The sequence below is a fragment of the Microbacterium sp. BLY genome, assembly GCF_017939615.1.
Classification (GTDB): Bacteria; Actinomycetota; Actinomycetes; order Actinomycetales; family Microbacteriaceae; genus Microbacterium.
The window spans coordinates 1,324,850-1,344,060 of record NZ_JAGKSR010000001.1 but is presented as its reverse complement, the minus strand read 5'-3'; the positions used below and the strand labels follow the sequence as shown (position 1 = coordinate 1,344,060).

Below are 19,211 nucleotides of genomic sequence, written 5' to 3'. Positions count from 1 at the left end.
GATTGACTGCGGACGGGAGCACCGTCGAGGAGGGGCGACGACATGGCACAGTGGGACGATCTGCATCCGGGACGCGGCAACACCGGAGCGGTGAACGATGCGGCGACACGCGTCGGCAACCGCAGCACGGGCACCGAGACGGTGCGTTCGGCGCTGTCGAACGCGGCTACCGGGACCACCGAGGAGATCTGGGCCGGTGACGCCGGGGCCGCCTTCCGCACCTCGCTCACCAAGCCGCAGGCGCTGTGCACCGAGCTGACTACGGAGTTCGCGGCCGTGCAGTCCGCCCTCTCGGCATACGCCGCGGAGGTCGACCGCATCCGGGCCGCCACCACCGCCGCCCACCAGGCGTACGCCACCGGCTACGCCACGTGGAAGGCGGCCGAGCAGGAGGACAGCCTCTTTCCGCTGTCGACCTACACCTTCAACGCCCCGAGCCCCACCCTGCAGTCGGGACTCTTCGTGCCCAGCGGCACCAAGCCGGGTCTCGCGGACATGCGCCAGGCCGCCAACCAGCTCAAGGCCCTCGCCACGCAGCGGCAGGCCGCCGACGACGCGCTCGTCGCCGCCCTCGCCCCGCCCGCCTCGGCGCGCTGGGATGCGATGCAGTCGGCGCTGAGCTTCGCCGGCATCGAGGACCTCGACGAGCTGACCTACGACAACCTCGGCGACGCCTTCGCGAACGTGGCGGACGAGATCGCCGAGGGCGACATCACCGACGAGAACCTGCAGGCCATGCAGGACTTCTTCGACGTGTGGGGCGACGACACGTTCGTCATGTCGCAGTTCTTCCTCGAGGTGGGCGGCGAGAACACCGTCTCGATGATCGACAACCTCGGTGACGCGGTGATGGTCGACGGTCTCGCCGGCGCGACCGCCCTCGCCCTGGCGACCTCGATCCGCGGCGGTCTGTCGACCGGATCCCAGATCTGGATGCCCTCCACCTCGAGAGACTTCGCCGAGAGCATGCTCACCGGCGCCTCGTCCAGCGTCGGCGGCGCGGTCGCCGCGATCGGCTTCCTCTTCTCGGACGAGAAGAACCACCCGCTCGGCGTGAACCTCACCGTGGCGATGGCCGACGAGATCGACCGCATCGAGCGCGACCCGTCGAGCATGCAGTACGGCAACTGGACCGACTTCTCCCCGAACGCCGGTGGTCGTACCCTGGCGTTCCTGGAGGGCGAGCAGACTGGGCTGGACGGCAACCGCGTCGACGACCTCGCCGGCCGCATCTTCTCCACGCTCGGCACCTACCCGGACGCCGCCCTCGACTGGCTGACCTCGACCGAGTCCGACCCGTTCGGCGACGGCGACCTCGGCACCGGCCGTATCGAGTACTGGTTCGGCGAGCGTGACTGGAGCGCCAACACCACCGGAGACGGCTTCGAAGGCCCGAGCGCACTGTGGGCAGGAGCCCAGCAGGCCGCCGGCGGCCCCGCGGACGCCGCGCACACGTACAACCCGGAGACGTGGGAGCGCGTGGCGAGCCTGACGACGCAGGTCGTCACAGCGCTGACCGGCAACGATGCCTTCCTGCCGGAAAACCTGACCAGCATCGGCCAGGTGCGGCTCGCAGAGGGCATCTCACTGTCGATGCCGTACTTCTCCGAGGCCATCAGCGACAGCAACGCGACGTCGAGCGACGGTCCCTTCGCGATGAACATCATGGTCGGCACGGACGACGTGTCCCGCCCGATCCCGAACCTGGAACCGAACGTGCTCGCGCAGCTGTTGGGCACCGCAACCTGGAGTGATGGCGAGACGCCGTCCGCCGGCGCTGCGGTCATGGCGCAGTCGGTGAGCCAGTATCAGGACGCCCTCATCGCGATCGCCGACCTCGCACCCGCCGGCAGCGAGGTGAAAGCGGACCTCCTGGAGCGCGTGATCGAACTGCAGGGATGGCTCGACGGCTCTCCCGCCGGTTCCGCTCTCGCCGAGGCCAGCCGCCATGACGCGGCAGTGCAGGCGGCGATCGACGGCGTCGGCACCGTCGTCGGGCTCATCCCGATCCCCGCGGTCGGTGAGGTGCTGGTCGCCGGTGGCAACGTCGCGATCGACATCGCACAGAGCGCTGTCGTCGGCGGGATCACTGACTGGGGGTCCGGACAGGCCACAGCCGCGTGGGGCAACACGCACGAAGTACTGTTGCAGGAGCAGGAGAACAGCGCCGACGGCCGGGAGAGGGCGGCCCGCGAGACGTTCAGACAGATGCTGGAGCAGCTCGGGATGACCGAGGGCCTCTCTCCATCGCAGATCGAAGAACTCACCGGCGAACGGTTCCGCGACTATCAGCGGGCCGTCGAAGCGAATGCCTCGTGGGCAAAAGGACACTGAGAATGCAGCGGAAGTATGCGTGGACAGCGCTCGTCATCGTCGGCATCGCCCTCGTGGGATGCACCCCGACCCCGAGTGTGGAAGCACCCGAAGTGGCCTGGCAGGACGGTGCCCCGTCGGGCGAACTCGAGGACAGCCCCTGGGTGCAGGCCGTACGCGCCTCCGACCTCGCGCTGAACACCGCGTGGGTGACTCGCGATTACTCCTCGAAGGAACTGGAGTCGTCCACGCAGGCCCTGGTGCCCGAGCAGGTGTACAACGCGCAGGTCGGACGCGCCGGACGTGAGGAGTTCACGACGTTCCCCGGCCCGACGCCGATGATCCCCCTCTCGGTCGACGAGGAGAGCGACACGCAAGCGGTCGTCCGTGTCTGCGAGGCGACCAACTGGCAGATCAGCGCCGACCAGCCCGAGATCCCCGCAGAGCTCGTCGGGGAGATCAAGGAGTACCGGGTCGTCGGCACCGACGACCGCCGGGCCAGCGGACCCGCTCCGACCGGCGAGGAGTGCGACCTCGACGGTGTCAGCGTCGGCCTCTTCGACCCGCAGCCGGACCCCACCGAGACCTATTCCCCGGACGACGTGAAGGAGCCGTCATGACCGATCTCCAGTTCGACTCCGGTGCCGTCGGCGCGACGGGCAGCACCCTGCAGAGCACCGCGTGGGCGATGAGCCTCGAGGTGGACCTCGCGCTCGGCGCCTGCGGCAGCTCCGCCGTCTCGGCCGCCGCCGACACCTGGGCCCTGTGGGCCAAGGGCACGCTGCTGCAGCTGCAGAGCATGACCGCCGGTGCCGGCGTCGTCGCCCGTGACGCCGCGACCGCGTTCGAGACCCAGGAGGCCGAGATCACGAGCGCCGCCACCGGCGGCACTCCCTGAGCCGATCCGCACACGCGACACCGCCGCACCGGTCGCCCGGACAGGGCACAATAGACATGGAGGTGCGCGATGAGCGAGACGATCGAACCCGTGGCGGAGAACGCCGTCGATGAGGCTCTGACGAGCCCCCTGCACCTTCCGCATGCCGCGGCCGAGTGCCCCAAGTGCTTCACCGAGCTGCAGGAGAACCGCAACTTCTGGCTCGCGCGACCCGATGGCTCGCGCCTCGTCGGCCTCGTCGTCTCCCGTGACGACATGCCGTCCGTCGTGGAGCAACGCGCCGACCTCACCCGCTTCGGCGTCCCGATCGAGGGATTCCGTCACCCGGCACCCGACATCCTGGAGAGCTGGAGCGATCGCATCGCCCGGCTCATCGCCACGCTGCAGCCCGGGGACGTGCTGGTCGTCGCGACCATCGCCGCCCTCGGCCGGGACAGCGAAGAGGGTGCCAGGACGGTCGCCGAGCTGCGTCGCCACGGCATCATCGTCAAGGTGCTGAACCACAACGCGCGGCACCTCGCGGACGCGGCCTCCGCCGTCCGCTGAACGGCCCGCAGACGCAGAAGAGGGGATGCCGGATCGGCATCCCCTCTTCTCGCTGAGGCCTTACTGGCGGATCTGCGCCGCGAGCTGCTCGTCCGTCGACTGCAGCGACTGGGCTGCGACGTCGAGGAAGCGGGCCATGCCCTCGATACCGGCGATGGTCGCGGTCGCGCCCTGGTTGAACTGCGCGTACGAGGCGTCGAACGCGCCCGAGGCGGACGTGGTCACGAAGCCGCCCGAGACGAGCTGCGACACGTACGCACGCAGGTTCTTCAGCTGGGTCTCGATCTCCTGCTGGCCCGTGCGGAGACGGCCAGCAGCGTCCTTCATGTCGGCGTAGCTGACTTTGAGGTTCGTCATGGTGTTACCTTCCGGTCGCCCCGGCGGGTGCCGGAGGTGTTCTTGTCCTTCGAGAGTAACGAAGGGAATGTGCCCTGCCTATGGGGAGAACTCCCCATGATTCCGCGACGGCCTCTCACACCGTCTCCGGGATGACGAGCGGGAACTGCACCCGCACGATCTTCCCCCGCTGCGCGAGGACGGCACGACCGACCGGGAACTCGCCCCGGCCGATGCGCGGCAGCGGCGCCTTGAGCACGAGCTCGCCGTCGATGGTCTCCGGCTGCAGCACCACGCCCCGACGCGCCTGCTTGATCTCGCCGAGCAGGCCGAAGTTGCTCGTCCACTCGCTCGTGTCGCCCGTGAAGAGCAGCAGGAGCTCGCCCCGGGTGGCCCGCTTCACGAGATCGGACAGCGGCATCTCCAGCAGCGACGACGCGAACTCCGCGACGCCCTCGACGGCCACGACGGGCCTGAGGCCCTGCTCGGCCTTCTCGACGATCTCGTTCACGGCGGCCGTGCCACTGATGCCGTCGGTCGCCATCGCCGTCCACGCCACCGCGTTCCGCGCCGGCGAGCGCGTCGACCCCAGGAACAGCGTCGGCGTGCCGGGGCGGGCCCGGAGCGCCTGCTGCGTGATCGCCGCGAGCGCGTTGCTCTTCCCGCTCGCGGGCGGCCCGGCGATGACGAACGTCCCCGTCGGCTCGATGCCGAACGGTCCGAGATCGGTGTCGGCGAGACCGACGACGAGCTGGTCGCCCACCGTCGCCGGGATCTCGTCGAGACCGTAGCTGAGCGGCAGCGCCCGCACCGGCGGCGCGTCGGGCACCCCGCGGCGCGACATCGAGGCCGCCATCCGCTCGATCGCCAGCGACTGCTCCTTCATGCTGCGCGTGCCGCCGATGATCGCGATCTGCGCCTCGTTCTCGCCGACGATGGCCCGCCCGGGAACCGACTCCGGCGTCAGGACGTCCTTCGGCACGTTGAGGATGTTGTAGGCGTCGGTGTCGGCCATGCGCAGCACCACCCGACGCTGCAGCATCGCGTTCAGCGCGCTGGGGATGCTCTGGAAGCGGTCGGCGGACAGGACGACGTGGATGCCGACCGCGCGGCCGTCCGACAGCACCTCCTGCAGCGCGTTGTACGTGTCGGTGCGGCCGATCACCGCCTCGTAGTCGTTGCGGAACGCCGCGAAGCCGTCGATGAGGACGAGGATGCGGGGCTCGTCCGTCTTGCCGGACAGCGCCCGGTACTCGGTGAGCGTCGCCGCGCCCACCGCGGAGTACGCGTCGCCCCGGCGGTCGAGCTCGCTGCGCAGCGTCGCGAACAGGCGCGCCACGCGCTCGGCGTCGTCACCCGAGATGACCGAGCCGACGTGCGGCAGCGGCTCGAGCATGCGCAGCGCCCCGGAGCCGAAGTCGAGGCCGTACACCTGCACGGGCCCGCCCCGCGGGGTGATGCCCGCGGAGACGGCGAGTGTGCGCAGCGCCGCGCTCTTGCCCGACCCGCTGGTGCCGTAGATGACCATGTGGCCCTCGGTGTCGGGCAGGAAGTGGAATGGCACCTGCTCCTGCCGCTCCGGCTCGTCGATCACGCCGAGCAGCAGCGCCGCATCGGTGCGCTGCGGCAGCTTCAGCTGATCGAAGGTGGGGGCGAGCTCGTCGAGCCACGGGCGCCGCGGCGGATCGACCTGCGCGGCCTGGGCCGCGAGCACCATCGTGCTCACCAGACGCTGCTGGTCGTTGGGCCCGAGGTCTTCGTCCACGACGACCGCGTTCTCGTCGATCGGCAGCTCCCAGGGCCCCTGGTCGGTGGTGCCGAAGGCCGCGATGGTCACATCCGTGCCCTCGTCCTCTCCCAGGCTCCACCCGCCGGAATACGCCGACTGGAACAGCGTCATGCGGCCGGGACCCGTCTTCGCGATACCGCGACCGGGGGTGCCGGGGTCGAACAGCGCCGCGTCCTTCGTGCCGATGACGTCGTTGCTGTCCGTCTCGTCGGCCATGCGCAGGGCGACGCGGAGGTTCGTGTTCGCCCGCAGGTTGTCCTTGATGACACCGGCCGGGCGCTGCGTCGCCATGATCAGGTGGATGCCGAGCGAGCGCCCGCGCTGGGCGATGTCGATGACGCCGTCGACGAACTCCGGGACCTCCTTGGCGAGCGCCGCGAACTCATCGATCACCAGCACGAGCGCGGGCGGCGCCTGCGGGTCGCCCGCGCGCTCCAGCTCCAGGATGTCCTTGGCCTTCTTGCGGTTGAACAGGTGCTCCCGATAGTGCAGCTCCGCGCGGAGGCTCACCAGCACGCGGCGCACGAGGTGCTCGTTCAGGTCGGTCACGATGCCGACGCAGTGCGGCAGGCTGACGCAGTCGGCGAACGCCGAGCCGCCCTTGTAGTCGACGAACAGGAAGGTCAAGCGCTCGGGGCTGTACTCGGTCGCCATGCCCAGCACCCAGGCCTGCAGGAACTCGCTCTTGCCCGATCCCGTGGTGCCGCCGACGAGGGCGTGCGGGCCCTGCTGCCGCAGATCGAGCTGCAGCGCACCCTCGGCCCCCGCGCCGACGAGGGCGCGGAGCTTGGGCTGGTACCGCCGTGCGGACCCGCTCTTGCGGCGGGAGTGCAGGGAGTCGTTCTGCGTCCACCGGTCGACGACGCTCTCCGGCTGCGTGGCCATGTCGCGCCCGAGCAGGTGGAGCATCGAGATCGTCCGCGGCACGTCGCTGCGATCGAGGGCGACCTCCCCGGCGTCGGTCAGGCGCGCCAGCGCCCGAGCGAACACGGCGAACTGCTCGCGGGTGAGCTCGTCGACGGCAAGGTTCTCGACGACCTCGCCGAGACGCACGAAGTGCGCGCTGTCCGTCGCACCGAGCTCGACGAAGGTGCGGCAGGACGCGGGGAGCGTCGCGACGTCCTCCGTCAGCCACACCGGGAAGATGCCCCGTGACGCGGCGCGCTCGGAGAGCTGGATGAGGCGCCCGCGGTCGACCGGGGCGTCCGGCGCGATGAGCACCACGATCGCGGGCTTCGGCACGCCGTCGTGGCGGCTGCGCGAGTCCTCGCCGACCTTCGAGCCGCTGTTCGTCGCGGCCTTCTCGGCCTCGAGCGCGCCGAGCTCCACGGCATCGCCGTTGCGGGTCGACCGCGTCGCGATGAGCTCCTCCAGCCGGGCGACGATCTGCCCGGCCGAGGTGGGACCGTCGCCGATCGGCTGCACGCCGAGCACCGCCTGCGCGGACCAGGCGTGCGGCAGCCACTTGGTGTCGGCGAGCTGCGCCCCCCAGCGGGGGCCCCAGAGCCCGACCACGCCGACGTCGGCCGGCGCGTGCAGCCCCGTGAGCTGAGCGAGCAGGGCGCGCGCGTAGCCGGTCGAGCGGCCGCTGAGTCCGGCGATGCCGAGGGCACCGACATCCGTGAGGTCCTCCAGGATCGGCACCTGCGGCACGATCCGGGTGGCGTCGATCACGGCATCGAGCTTCTCGACGTACTCGGGGATCGCCCGGTCGCGGCCGTTCGAGTCCTTCACGGAGCTGCGGGACGCGGTGTCGCCGATACCGAGGCGCACGTGCAGGAACGACCAGTGCTCCGTCCGACGGGTCCAGATCAGCGGACCGGCGGCGAGCGCGGCGTCGCTGACCTCGCGCAGCAGGGGCACCTCGCGGCGGCGCACGTCGATCTCGCGCTCCCGCTCCTCCTGCAGCCGCGCGTCCAGGCGCTCCAGCTGCTCCTCGAAGCGCTTCTTGTCCTCTTCCAGCTCGCGCTTCTGCTGGTTCTTCGTCGTCAGCCAGGTGCCGATCATGAGCAGCGGCGACAACGCCACGAACATGATCGAGAGGATGCTCTGGGTGAAGAAGTACATCGCGCCGCCCATGAGCAGCGGGGCGACGAGCGTGAGCAGCGGGAACGGCTGCTTGCGCGCCGGGACGGGCAGGTCGGTGCCGTCCAGCTCCTCGCCGAGATAGCGCTCCTCGACGCGCGGCGAGCGCACAAATTCGACCTGGCGGATCGACGCCTCGGCCGTCGTGGGAGCGGTCGCTCCCGTCTCCACCTTCACCCGCACCGGGGTGTCGCCGAGCACGACGGCGAGCTCCCCGTCGGCCGCGACCAGACGCACGACGGACGCCCCGTCGATGAGGATCCCGTTCGCGGAGTTCAGGTCGATGAGCTCGACCCGGTCACCGATCTCCAGCCGCGCATGCTTCTTCGACACGAGCGGGTCGTCGATCACGACGTCGCAGGACTCGTCCCGTCCCAGCACGATGGTGCCGCGGGTCAGGGCGATCGAACGCGCCCCCGGGCCCGAGCCGACCTCCATGCGGCCGACGACGGGACGCTGCTCGTACGAGGCCGGAACCACGCGGACCGTGGCCCCGTGGGCGAGACCGACGTGCGCGAACGTCGACTCCGGCGCCAGCAGGTCTCCCGCCCCGGCGACGACCGAGCTGTAGGCCTCCAGCGTCACCGCCGAGGGGTCGGCGTGCGCGAACGCCCCGAGGGGATCGGCCCGGACGATCATCGCGGCGATCTCCCCGATCGTCGCGGTGCTCTCGGCGGTGACCTCGATGTCGCTGGATGCCGCGCCCTGACGCAGCAGGGTCAGCCGTACCTTCACTCGTTGTCTCCCTCTGCCTCACTCGGCTGCGGGGCGTCCAGCAGCGGGAGGTCGTCCTTCGTCACGAGCCGCGATGCGATCACGTGCTCCACCAGCCGTGCCCGCCGGTTGGTGGCGAAGCTGCGCTGGCCGCCGCGCATGCCCGGCACCCCGACCCGGTCGAACTTGTCGCACACGTTGTCGAGCTTCCGGTTGAAGCGCGTCACCGTCCAGCCGAGCCGCTCGGCGGCCTTCGCCGACGAGGGGATCTCGCTCATGCCCGTGCCGTCGCGCCGCAGCTGCGGCTCGGCGAGCGCGAGGATCAGCAGCTTCTGGCTCACGGTGAGGGGCACGTCGCCGATCGTGGACATGCCGTCGTCGTCGTAGTCGCGCTTGGTGGCGCGGAACGCCGGCTCGGCGGCATGCAGCACGAGCTCATAGGTCGTGGGGCCGGCGCTGAAGACCACCGTGGTGGTCTCGAACACCAGCGGCAGGCGGGCACCGGGGGCGAGCCAGGCCTGCACCCCGCCCGCGGAGTCGGTGACCGTGGCGGTCAGGCGGGAGCCGATGTTGACGAGCCACCACAGTCCGTCGCTCTCGCTGATCTCCAGGAAGTGCCGATGCAGGAACAGGTTGTCGTCGAGGGTGAGGTCGCCTTCGCGCCCCACGATGAAGCGGCTGCCCTGCGCGATCGGGAAGTACTCCCCCGCGAACTCCACCGTGACCTGCGCCCCCGCGCTCATTCGACGCATCCCCTCGCCGGCTCGGATGCGCGCCCGTCACCGCGGCGCAGCATCACCTCCACGCAGACCTCGCCGGGCGACGCGGGCGTGAACGTCACGGTCGCCTCCGCCGCCTGACTGACCGCGCCGTCGGAGGCTCCGCCGGTCTCGGTCCAGATGTAGCTGTCGCCCTCCTGCGGATCCGGGTTCTGCCACGTGAACGTGACCTCCGCGCCGGAGCGGGTGCCGGTGAGCTGCGTCACCTTCGGCACCGCATCGGACACCGGGTTCTGCGGGTCGACCGCCGCCTCGGTGGTCTCGGGCGCTGGTTCCGGCGCGAGCCCGGCGACGAGGAGGTTGAGACCCACGATGCCGCCCACGACGATGACGACCGCCGCCGCGGCCAGGCCGATCCAGAGTCCGCGTCGGGACCGCGGGGGTGCGGGGGAGTCGGCGTCCGCGGACGGTGCCGCCGATGGCGCCTCGACGACCGGCGCCGGTGCGGGCGTCGGCGCCGGAGCCGACTCCGGGTGCACGACCTGCGGCGGCCGGAGGATCGTCCGGTCGTCGCGGTCCGGACCGGGCCCGGCCGGCGCGGACGGGGCCGTCGGCGGGGCAGGGGCAGCGGCGGCGGACGCCACTCCGGCGCCCCGGCGCTGCGTCTGCTCCACGGCGTCGTCGACCCGGGCGGGAAGCGTGAACCGCGGAGCGTCGGGGACGACGACCGCGGGGCCCTTCGGCTGCGTGGCCGCGGACGGACGCGTCGAGGTGGAGGACATCCCGGGGTCGATGCTGACGATCTCGCGCACCCGCGTGAGGCCGTCGTTGTCGTCCTCCAGATCCTCCGCCGGCGGGTGGTCGTCGACGATGTCGATCGGCGTGACGGAGTGGGAGAGCTCGATCTGGATCTTCTGCAGGGCCCTAGCGAACGCGACCGCACTCGGGAACCGGTCGTCCGGGTTCTTCGCCATCGCCCGCTCCAGCAGACGCTGCAGGCTCTCCGGGGAGTCCGGACGGGCGAGGGACGGCAGCGCCGCCCGCTCGATGCGCTCGATGAGGTCGGCGCTCGAGTTGCGCTCCCCGGGGCGCTCGAACGGCGACCGGCCGGCGAGCAGCGTGTACAGCGTCGCCCCGAGCGCCCACACGTCGGTGCGGGGACCGCTCTGGGGCGGTTCCGCGAAGGACTCCGGCGGCGACCACGGGATGGACATGCCCGAGGACTCGCCGGTCGCGCCCGTCGTGGACGCGATGCCGAAGTCGGTCAGCGCGGGACGGTTGTACTCGGTGACGAGGATGTTCGCCGGCTTGATGTCCCGGTGCAGCACACCGGCCCGGTGGGCGGTCTCGACGGCACCGGCCACCTGGATGCCGACCCGCAGCGCCTCGGCCACGGAGAACGGCTCCTTGCGGGAGCGCATCTGCAGGTTCGGCCGCGGGCAGTACTCCATCACCAGGTAGGGACGGCCGTCTCCTGCCACTCCCGCCTGGTAGATCGTGACGATCGCGGGGTGCGTCGACAGCATGGCCATGACGTTCGCCTCATCGGCGAACTCCTGCGCCGCGCCGCTGGAGATGCGGTCGGCGAGGAGCACCTTGACCGCGACCCGACGCCGCGGCATCTCCTGCTCGTACAGGAAGACGTCCGCGAAGCCGCCGGTGCCCAGCGGCTCCACGTACGTGAAACCGGGGAGTTCGGGCGGCGGGGAGGGGCGACGGCTCACGGGAGGTCCTCGAAGGCGACCGTCACCCCGTCGCCCAGGTCGACCACGTCGCCGGACAGCACGAGCGTCTGCTCGCCGGGGTGCAGGCGGACGGGGTCGGCGCCGGGGCGGAGCAGGGTCGAGCCGTTCGTGGTGTGCAGGTCGATCACGACGACCGTGTCGCCCTCCGGCCGCACCTCCAGGTGGCTGCGCGAGATGTCCTGCTGCGGGCTGTCGACGGCGATCAGGTGCGGCATGTTGGCGCCGCTGGCTCGGGTGGAGCGCGGGCGGCGGCCGATGATGACCGTGCGGTCCAGCGTGACGACCTGGCCGGTGGACATGCGGATGCGTCCGTCTGACACCGCCGCCGGCTCGGCGACCGGGATGACCTCGGTCGCCGCCTCCGGGGCGGCGGTGGGCTGCTGCCGGAGCTCGCGCAGGTCGGCGGCCGAGATCGTCGAGCCGTCGTGGTCGCCGCCGGGTTCAGCGGCGGTCGGGGCGGCGGCGGCGGCCGTCTCCGGCTCCTCGCTGGGGCGCACCGCGGCGGCTTCGATGGGCGTGTGCACGGTCTCGCCCCAGAGGTGGTCGAACTCGTCCACGGGGGGCGCGAAGGTCGCCTCGGTCGGCACCAGCGTCGCCTCGATCACCGCGTCGTCGGTCGCCGGCGTCTCCGCGTCCGGCTGCTCCTCCGGCGCGGACGAGTCGTCGGAGGCGGTCGTCGCCGCCGAGGGCGGGGGCGCGACGGCCGGCGTCGGCGGAGGCGGCAGCGGCACGGAGGTGCCGGGGACGGGCGCCGCGGGCAGGCCCGACGCGGCCGGGGTGGGGGCTGCGGCCGGGGCCGGGGCCGACGGAGCAGCGTCCGGAGCGGACGGCGCCGGGCGCACGGACTCGTCCAGCACCGGCGCCGGTCCGGCACCGTCGAGGACCGCGTCCGCGTCGGCCGGCTCGATCTCGGCACTGACCGCCGCGGCGAGCACGATGCCCGCCTGGACCGGCAGCGCGGTGCCGGTGCCGTCCTCCTCGACGGTGAGCTCGATCTTCGCGGCGCCGGGCACGAAGCGCTCGCTCCAGGTGGTCACGTCAGCGCCGGAGAAGGCGGCGGCCGACGCCTCGGACCCCGTGACGCGGACCGTCAGCGGACCGCGGACCGCGACCCGCGCATCCGCCCCCTCCAGCACCGCCGCCACGAACGGGGGCATGGCGGAGAACGACCCGCCGGCCTGCGTCGTGAGCACGTCGATGACCGTCGCGAGGCTGCGCGCGCCGGGCAGACGCTCCCACAGCGCGGTGACGGTGGCACCGGAGACGTCCGGCGGCAGCGCCACCAGGGCGCCGGGGATCACGATCAGGTACCACTGTCCCGGTCGGTAACTCGTCTGCATCAGCGAACCCCTCCTGCTGCGGCCTCGCGCGGGCGCGTGTCGGCGTCAATGTCGGTGTCGTCGGAGAGCAGCCGCGTCCCCGGTCGCGAGGCGACCGAGACGGCGTCCACGACGACCACGGTGATGTTGTCGCGGCCGCCCGCCTGCACGGCCTCGTCGATGAGGACGTCGGCGGCGCGCTGCGGGTCGGGCTCCGCGGCGAGGATCTGGCGGATGCGCTCGTCGGGCACCTCGGTGGTGAGCCCGTCGGAGCACACCAGCATCCGGTCGCCCAGCTCGGCGGGGAACAGCCAGTAGTCGGCGTCGCCGGTGCTGCTCGCCCCGATCGCCCGCGTGATGATGTTGCGCCGCCGGTCGGTGGCGGCCTCCTCGGCGGTCAGCTCGCCCGACTCGACGAGCTCCTGCACGACGGAGTGGTCGACGCTGATCTGCTCCAGCTCGCCGTCCGCGAAGCGGTAGGTGCGCGAGTCGCCGATGTTGACCGTCAGCCAGTAGCCCATGCCCTCGACCGACGCGACGACGACCCCGCTGAGCGTGGTGCCCGCGCGACCGTTCCCCGCGGTGGACAGCTCTTCGACGGCCTGTCGGGCCCGGGCCAGCGCCTCGAGCAGATCGTCGAGCTCGAGGTTGGTCCGTCCGATGTAGCGGGCGAACTCGTCGATCACGGTCGCGCTGGCGCGCTCCCCCGCCTCGTGTCCGCCCATGCCGTCGGCCACGAGGAACAGCGGTGCGGAGGCCATGTAGGAGTCCTCGTTGAGAGGACGACGCAGGCCCGAGTGCGTCGCGGCTCCCGTGGAGACCAGCAGCGGGGCGCTCATGCGTAGCCCCCGACCATCACGACCCGGTCGCCGATCTCGATGACGTCGCCGAGGCGAATCGGGACCCGTTGTCCGGGCGGGCACGCGATGCGCTGCCCGTCGCGGACGATCGTCAGGCCGTTCGTGGAATGCCGGTCGAGCACCCAGCCGCCGGAGGTCTCGGACGCGGCCTCGAAGTGCGTCTTCGACAGCGAGAGCGTCTCATCACGCACGGGCACGACCGTCGCGCCCTCCTCCACCGCGGGGTTGCGGCCGAAGACCGTCCGTCGCGAGACCGGGATGCGCGTGCCGTCGTCCCACGTGAACACGAGCCGGTGCCCGGGGATGCTGATGCGCGTCTCCTCGAGGTCGTCGTCGTCGGTCGCCGCGGGCGCCGGGGCGGGGGCCGGAGCCGGGACGGGAGCGGCAGCGGGCGCGGGCGGAGTCACCGGAGCGGGTGGGGCCGCCGGCGCGGCCGCCGGAGTGGGCGAAGTGGGCGGAGCCGCCGGCGCAGCCGCCGGGGCGGCCGGCGCCGCAGCGGGCGCCGGGGCGGGCGGGGCGGGAGGGGCGGGAGGGGCCGGCGTCCGCGCCGGCCGGGAGTCCTGCGTGATCCCGGGGACATACGCGATCATCCCGGAGTCCGAAGCGGGGAGCGGGGGCGCCGCCGGGGCCGCGACCGGGGCGGCGGGTGCCGCAGGGGTCGGCGCGGGCGCGGCAGCCGTGCCCGCCGGGGCGAACCCGGGCATCGGGGCGGGAGGAAGCCGCTCGAACGAGGGGGCCGGCAGCAACGGCGGGGCCTCCTCGACGGGGGCGGGCTCCGGCTCCGGCTCCGGGGCCGGGACCTTCGCGTCGAGCATCAGCGAGCCCACCGCTTTGTCGTGCCAGCCCTGGAAGCGTCCGGAGCCGTCGAAGAGCGGACTGAAGTAGCCGACCACGATCGCGCCGGCGAGCCCGAACACGATGTTGCGCAGCAGCGCCCGGCCGAAGCCGATCCGCGCGCCGTCGGCCGCGGACACGAGCCGGAGCGCCTGGGTCCGCATGCCGATCGAGCCGGCGCCAGCCTGCATCACCGTGTACACGACGAACCAGGCGAGCAGCAGCAGTCCCACGATCGGCCCGCCGATGAGCAGGACACCCAGCATCGCCTCCAGGCTCCCGGAGAACTGCGCGACCAGCACCAGCCCGCCGACGAGGAGAGCCCCCAGCACGCCGGCGATGGCGGCATCGATGAGGTACGCGATGGCACGGCGGGAGATCGGGGCGATCTGCGTGAGCGCGGGCTGCGTCATGGGGTCTCCCTCTCGGAGGACGACGGCGTCGTGTCCTTGTTGCTCTCGATGGTGCCAGGTTCGCGGCGCACGCGGGCGGCCGCGGCCTCCTTCAGACTCTGGAAGCCCTGCGAGACGGCGCTCCCGCCCAGCAGCGAACGCAGGCTCAGGCGGGCCTTCACACGCTTCCAGAACCCGGCCTCCGCACCGAGGCCGCCGACGATCTCGTCGACCTCCTGCCAGAAGGCGTCCACGTCCTGCGGCGTCGGCTCCGTCGGGCCGAAGACCTCGGCGTCGGCGCGCGCGGCGAGACCGGTCACCCGCGGCACCGTCAGCGTCGAGGCCACGACCGCGGCCTCCTCCCCGCGCGTGCCGTTCGGGGCCAGACGGGCGCCGTAGTCGACCGCCCGGTCGGTCAGCTCGTCCCAGCCGCCGCTGATGCGGTCCGCGGTGCGGGGCGCCGACCGGCGCGACCGGCGTCGTGCGGCCTTCCACGCCCCGATGACGATGAACGGCGACATGAGCAGGGCGATCACCGCGAGCGTGATCCCGCCGATGAGGAGGATCACCCCGAGGATCTCCGCGAGGTTCAGCGTCTCGTCCTCGGACTCGCGGTCGTCCGGCAGCGTCGGCGGCAGGTCGACCGGCTCCTGCGGCGGGGGCGGCGGCTGCAGCACCTGCGGCTTCGGGTCGACGCGCGGCTTGGTGTTCTGGTCGTTCGGTACCTGATCCTCCGGCGGTGTCGGGTTGAACGTCACCCAGCCGACACCGTCGAAGTTCACCTCGACCCAGGCGTGCACGTTGTCGCCCGTCGCCTCGAACACGACGGCGTCCGCCTGCTCCTCGTCCGGGTAGTAGCCCAGGACGACGCGGGCGGGGATGTCGAGCTGGCCCGCGAGCAGCGCCATCGCGACCGCGTACTGCTCGTCGTCGCCGATCATCTGATCCGCCCCGACGAGCGTCGAGATGCGCTCGGCCGTGTGCCCGGCGCGCGACAGCACCTCACCCTCGAGCCCGTGGCTGAAGAACCCGCCCTCCGAGAGGAAGTTCTCCAGCGCGCGCACCTGCTCGATCGGGGTCTCGGCGCCCGCCACGGTCTCCGCCGCGAGCGAGGTCAGCTCCTCCGGCACGTTGCTCGGCTTCGGCATCGTGACGTGGCCGAAGGGCACCTCGGCGAGCTGCCGGTCGTCGGGTTGGACGGGGAGCACGGCATCCACGGCGTACTCGTCGCCCTTGCCGACGGTCGGGGTGGCGACGGCGGTGCCCGTCGCGGTGTTCACGTACGTGCCGCGACGCAGCTCTTCGGCGCGATCGCCCTGGAAGCGGATCTCGGCGAGCTCGCCGGCGGTGGGCATCCAGACCCCGCGGTAGCCGTCGATCTCGATCTTCAGCGTGACGGGGAGGCCCTCGGCCTCGGGTGCCATGTTCGACCGCAGCGGGGAGAACGCGCTCGACGACGTCGGTCCGCCGTCGGTGACGTTGTAGACCATGCCGTCGAACTGGTCCATGACGGCGGTGCGGATGCGGGCTCCCTTGGGCAGCCCCTGCACCGTGAAGAGCGTCTTGTCGGCGTCGTCGCGCACGTTCTTGCGGAACGCCTGCAGCGGGCTCGGATAGTCGCGGATGTCGAAGGGCGGGATGATCACGTCGCGGAAGACGTGCCGCGGCTGGGCGGGCGAGGCGATCGCGCTCGTCGCGATGCCGGCGCCGCCGGCCACGGCGAGCACGGCGACCCCCGCGAGCAGACGGCGGGTGCGCATGTGCGCGGCGCGGGCGGGGTCGACCTCGCTCACCGAGATCGCCATGTTCTGCGGAGCCCAGAGCTGGCGCAGCGCGAGCCAGGCGATGCTCGCGACCGCGAACACGAGCCCCTGCACGAGCGGGAACGCGGGCTCCGGGGTCCCCAGGGCGATGACGAGCATGAGCAGCACACCCGCGGGGATGAGCGCCCAGGCGACGCGGGCCAGCCGCAGCGCGAGCGAGGCGGTCACCACGGTGAAGACGAGCGCGAGGAGGAACGGCACCAGGAGGTGCCCGTCGGCCGCGGCGACCGGTGCGACGGTCGTCAGCATCTGCTTCCACGACGTGACCGTCCCGACGGCGAGCTTCTGCAGCGTCTCCAGCGACGGGATCACGCCCAGCAGCGCGGTCTGCGGCAGGGCCAGCGCGCCGCCGAAGACGAAGTACGCGCCGACCGTCAGACCCGCGATGATGAGGATGCCCCAGCGCCGCCAGGCGGCGACGGCGGCGATCGCGAGGCCCAGCAGCATCCCGCCGACCGCGGCCGGGAGGAAGGAGGGCCCGGCGAAGGTCGGCCAGAACCCGACGAGCGCCGTGAGCATGAGCAGCACGGTGGCCGCGAGGTCGAGGATCCAGCGGCGCAGGGCGAGGCCGCCCGGCGCGAGAGCGGGCGCGGTCATGCGAGCACCTTCTGCAGGGCGAGCGGGATCTGCTCCAGGGCGCCGACGGTCACGACGTCCGCCTCGCCGATGCGGCGCAGCGACGGGGTCGGTGCGGTGGTGTCGGCCACGACGGCCAGCACACGGGCGCCGAACGGCAGGCGGGAGCAGGCGAGGCGCAGGTCGTCGGCACGCACGCGCGATCCGCAGACGAGGACGACGACGCTGGCGAGCGGCATCGTGGCGGCCACGACACCGGCGAGCTCGGCGATGCCGCCCTCCCTGGGCTTGCTGTGCGCGATCGCGGACAGTGAGTCCAGCAGCTGCTTGCCCGTGCCGGACGGCAGCTCGCGTCCCTGCACGCGCAGGTCGACGCGCTGCGAGTCCCGCAGCGCCCGGAGCCCGATCGACCCGGCGGCCGAGATGCCGAGCTCGAAGTCATCCGCGGTGTCGTAGTCAGCGGCGGACCGGGACAACCCGATCACGAAGTGCGAGCGCCGGGTCTCCTCGTACTGCCGGACCATCATCGTGCCCGTGCGCGCGGTGGAGCGCCAGTGCACGTGGCGGAGGTCGTCGCCCGGCTGGTACTCGAGCAGGGCGTGGAAGGACACGTCGTCGCGGGAGAGGTCGGCCGCCGGCAGCCCCTCCAGGTCGCGCAGGTAGCCGAGCGACTGCCCGTCGAAGAGGACCGTGCGCGGGTGGACGAAGAGGTCGACCGGCTCGTCGCGCCGGTGCGCGCGCTCGAACAGGCCGAGCGGATCGCCGCGGACGACGCTCACCGGTCCCACCTTCACGACCCCGCGGCGGTGGGTCGGGATCGCGAAGAGCTCCTCCGCCTCCTCCCCGGGGGCGAGCCGCTGGATGCCGAACTCGCCGCGGCCGGAGCCCACGGGCAGCACGACCCGCGACGGCAGGATCGCGCGGGTGCCGCGGTTGGCGAGGGTGAGGGCGCCGACCGCGCGCTCCCCCACGACCACCCGCGTGCGCGCCAGGTCCAGCGACACGTCGTACGCGGTCCGTCCGATGAGGAACAGGGCGCACACGGCGACCGCCATCGCGATCACGACCGCGGCCACGGTGAACTCCACCCAGCCGGCGAGCTGCCCGAGGATCCAGAAGCCCACCGCGAGCACCATCAGCACCCACGCGAGCGGGCGCACCGCCGACGCGATGAGGCGGAGGCGCGCCTGCACGCGCGCGCCGACGACGGCCGCGATGTCCCGCCATCCGGCGTCGCGTTCCGCCGACGCCGGCGGCGTCTGCAGGGCCTCCGCGGTCATCAGGCCGCCGTTCGCGCCTGGGGCGCCGCGACGCCGTCGAGCACGCGACCGATGACGGTCTCGCTGTTCGTGCCGGCGAACTCCGCCTCCGCATCGAGCAGCAGACGGTGCTGCCACACCGGGCGGGCAAGCGCCTTGATGTCGTCGGGGAGCACGTAGTGACGACCCTGCGCGGCCGCCCACACCTTCGCGATGCGCACCATGGCGATCGCGCCGCGCACCGAGACGCCGAGGCGGATCGCGCTGTCGGCGCGGGTCGCCTCCGCGAGCTCCGCCACGTAGCGGAGCACGGCGGGCTCGACGTGCACCGTCGCGGCGAGGTCGGCCATGTCGGCGACCGCGCTGGTGGTGATGATCGCCGAGAGTCCCGCGGACGGGTTGCGGTCGGACGCCCCGGCGAGGATGCTCTCCGTGACCGCGAGGTCCGGGTAGCCGATCGAGGTCTTGATGAGGAAGCGGTCGAGCTGGGCCTCCGGCAGCTTGTAGGTTCCGGCCTGCTCGATGGGGTTCTGGGTCGCGATCACGAGGAACGGGCGACCGGTCTCGTGCGTCACGCCGTCGACCGTGACGCGCGACTCCTCCATGACCTCCAGCAGCGCCGACTGCGTCTTCGGCGAGGCACGGTTGATCTCGTCGGCGAGCACGATCGAGGCGAAGATCGGGCCCTTGTGGAACTCGAAGCGGTGCGACTGCTGATCGTAGATCGTCACACCGGTCACGTCGGACGGCAGCAGGTCGGGCGTGAACTGGATGCGCGCGCTCGTCCCCTGCACCGTCGCGGCCAGGGCCTTGGCGAGGCTGGTCTTGCCCGTGCCGGGGGCGTCCTCCAGGAGCACGTGCCCCTCCGCCAGCATCGAGGCGAGCACGAGACCGACGATCTCGCGCTTGCCCTGCACCGCCTTGTCGACGTTCTCCACCAGGCGCTGGAAGGTGCCGTGGAACCAGGCGGCCTGCTCGGGGGTCATTGTCATGGAGTCACTGC

At 72.2% G+C, this 19,211-nt stretch carries 14 protein-coding genes; 4 read left to right on the top strand and 10 right to left on the bottom strand.

The genetic code is table 11. The features are described from left to right. Positions 1 to 42 precede the first annotated feature (42 nt). The 4 genes from KAF39_RS06685 (at position 43) to KAF39_RS06670 (ending at position 3,757) form a co-directional block, all read left to right on the top strand. On the top strand, positions 43 to 2,334 hold the full coding sequence (locus KAF39_RS06685; RefSeq protein ID WP_210676536.1) for a hypothetical protein: 2,292 nt from the start codon (positions 43 to 45) through the stop codon (positions 2,332 to 2,334). Positions 2,335 to 2,336: 2 nt separating this feature from the next. After that, the gene (locus KAF39_RS06680) at positions 2,337 to 2,933 is read left to right on the top strand and encodes a hypothetical protein (RefSeq protein WP_210676535.1); all 597 of its coding nucleotides are present in this window, start codon (positions 2,337 to 2,339) and stop codon (positions 2,931 to 2,933) included. After that, a complete protein-coding gene (locus tag KAF39_RS06675) occupies positions 2,930 to 3,211 on the top strand; it encodes a hypothetical protein (RefSeq protein ID WP_210676534.1) in 282 nt (93 codons plus the stop codon). The genes KAF39_RS06680 and KAF39_RS06675 overlap by 4 nt, the downstream gene beginning before the upstream one ends. Before the next feature lie 69 nt (positions 3,212 to 3,280). Next, positions 3,281 to 3,757 (top strand): recombinase family protein, encoded by a 477-nt coding sequence (locus tag KAF39_RS06670; RefSeq protein ID WP_210676533.1) that lies wholly within the window; start codon positions 3,281 to 3,283, stop codon positions 3,755 to 3,757. A 60-nt stretch (positions 3,758 to 3,817) separates the two neighbouring features. Here the strand turns inward: KAF39_RS06670 and KAF39_RS06665 are convergent, their stop codons facing one another. The 10 genes from KAF39_RS06665 to KAF39_RS06620 all read right to left on the bottom strand — a co-directional run bounded on the left by KAF39_RS06665 (position 3,818) and on the right by KAF39_RS06620 (position 19,200). Continuing rightward, positions 3,818 to 4,114, bottom strand: coding sequence for a WXG100 family type VII secretion target (locus KAF39_RS06665; RefSeq protein WP_210676532.1), 297 nt, complete (start codon positions 4,112 to 4,114; stop codon positions 3,818 to 3,820). Between the two features lie 115 nt (positions 4,115 to 4,229). Continuing rightward, positions 4,230 to 8,702 (bottom strand): FtsK/SpoIIIE domain-containing protein, encoded by a 4,473-nt coding sequence (locus KAF39_RS06660; protein WP_210676531.1) that lies wholly within the window; start codon positions 8,700 to 8,702, stop codon positions 4,230 to 4,232. After that, positions 8,699 to 9,433 carry a hypothetical protein gene (locus KAF39_RS06655; protein ID WP_210676530.1) on the bottom strand — a complete coding sequence of 245 codons (735 nt, stop codon included), beginning with the start codon at positions 9,431 to 9,433 and terminating at the stop codon, positions 8,699 to 8,701. Before KAF39_RS06655 ends, KAF39_RS06660 begins: the two co-directional genes overlap by 4 nt. Next, complete coding sequence (locus KAF39_RS06650; protein WP_210676529.1) at positions 9,421 to 11,124, bottom strand: serine/threonine-protein kinase; 1,704 nt, start codon at positions 11,122 to 11,124, stop codon at positions 9,421 to 9,423. Before KAF39_RS06650 ends, KAF39_RS06655 begins: the two co-directional genes overlap by 13 nt. Further along, on the bottom strand, positions 11,121 to 12,485 hold the full coding sequence (locus KAF39_RS06645; RefSeq protein ID WP_210676528.1) for an FHA domain-containing protein: 1,365 nt from the start codon (positions 12,483 to 12,485) through the stop codon (positions 11,121 to 11,123). Before KAF39_RS06645 ends, KAF39_RS06650 begins: the two co-directional genes overlap by 4 nt. Then, positions 12,485 to 13,303, bottom strand: a complete 819-nt coding sequence (locus KAF39_RS06640) for a PP2C family serine/threonine-protein phosphatase (protein WP_210676527.1) — start codon at positions 13,301 to 13,303, stop codon at positions 12,485 to 12,487. Before KAF39_RS06640 ends, KAF39_RS06645 begins: the two co-directional genes overlap by 1 nt. Further along, positions 13,300 to 14,571, bottom strand: a complete 1,272-nt coding sequence (locus tag KAF39_RS06635; protein ID WP_210676526.1) for an RDD family protein — start codon at positions 14,569 to 14,571, stop codon at positions 13,300 to 13,302. The genes KAF39_RS06640 and KAF39_RS06635 overlap by 4 nt, the downstream gene beginning before the upstream one ends. Next, positions 14,568 to 16,970, bottom strand: a complete 2,403-nt coding sequence (locus tag KAF39_RS06630) for a transglutaminase domain-containing protein (protein WP_210676525.1) — start codon at positions 16,968 to 16,970, stop codon at positions 14,568 to 14,570. Before KAF39_RS06630 ends, KAF39_RS06635 begins: the two co-directional genes overlap by 4 nt. Next, the gene (locus KAF39_RS06625; protein WP_210676524.1) at positions 16,967 to 18,229 is read right to left on the bottom strand and encodes a DUF58 domain-containing protein; all 1,263 of its coding nucleotides are present in this window, start codon (positions 18,227 to 18,229) and stop codon (positions 16,967 to 16,969) included. Before KAF39_RS06625 ends, KAF39_RS06630 begins: the two co-directional genes overlap by 4 nt. Then, complete coding sequence (locus KAF39_RS06620) at positions 18,229 to 19,200, bottom strand: MoxR family ATPase (RefSeq protein ID WP_210676523.1); 972 nt, start codon at positions 19,198 to 19,200, stop codon at positions 18,229 to 18,231. Before KAF39_RS06620 ends, KAF39_RS06625 begins: the two co-directional genes overlap by 1 nt. Between the last annotated feature and the right edge of the window lie 11 nt (positions 19,201 to 19,211).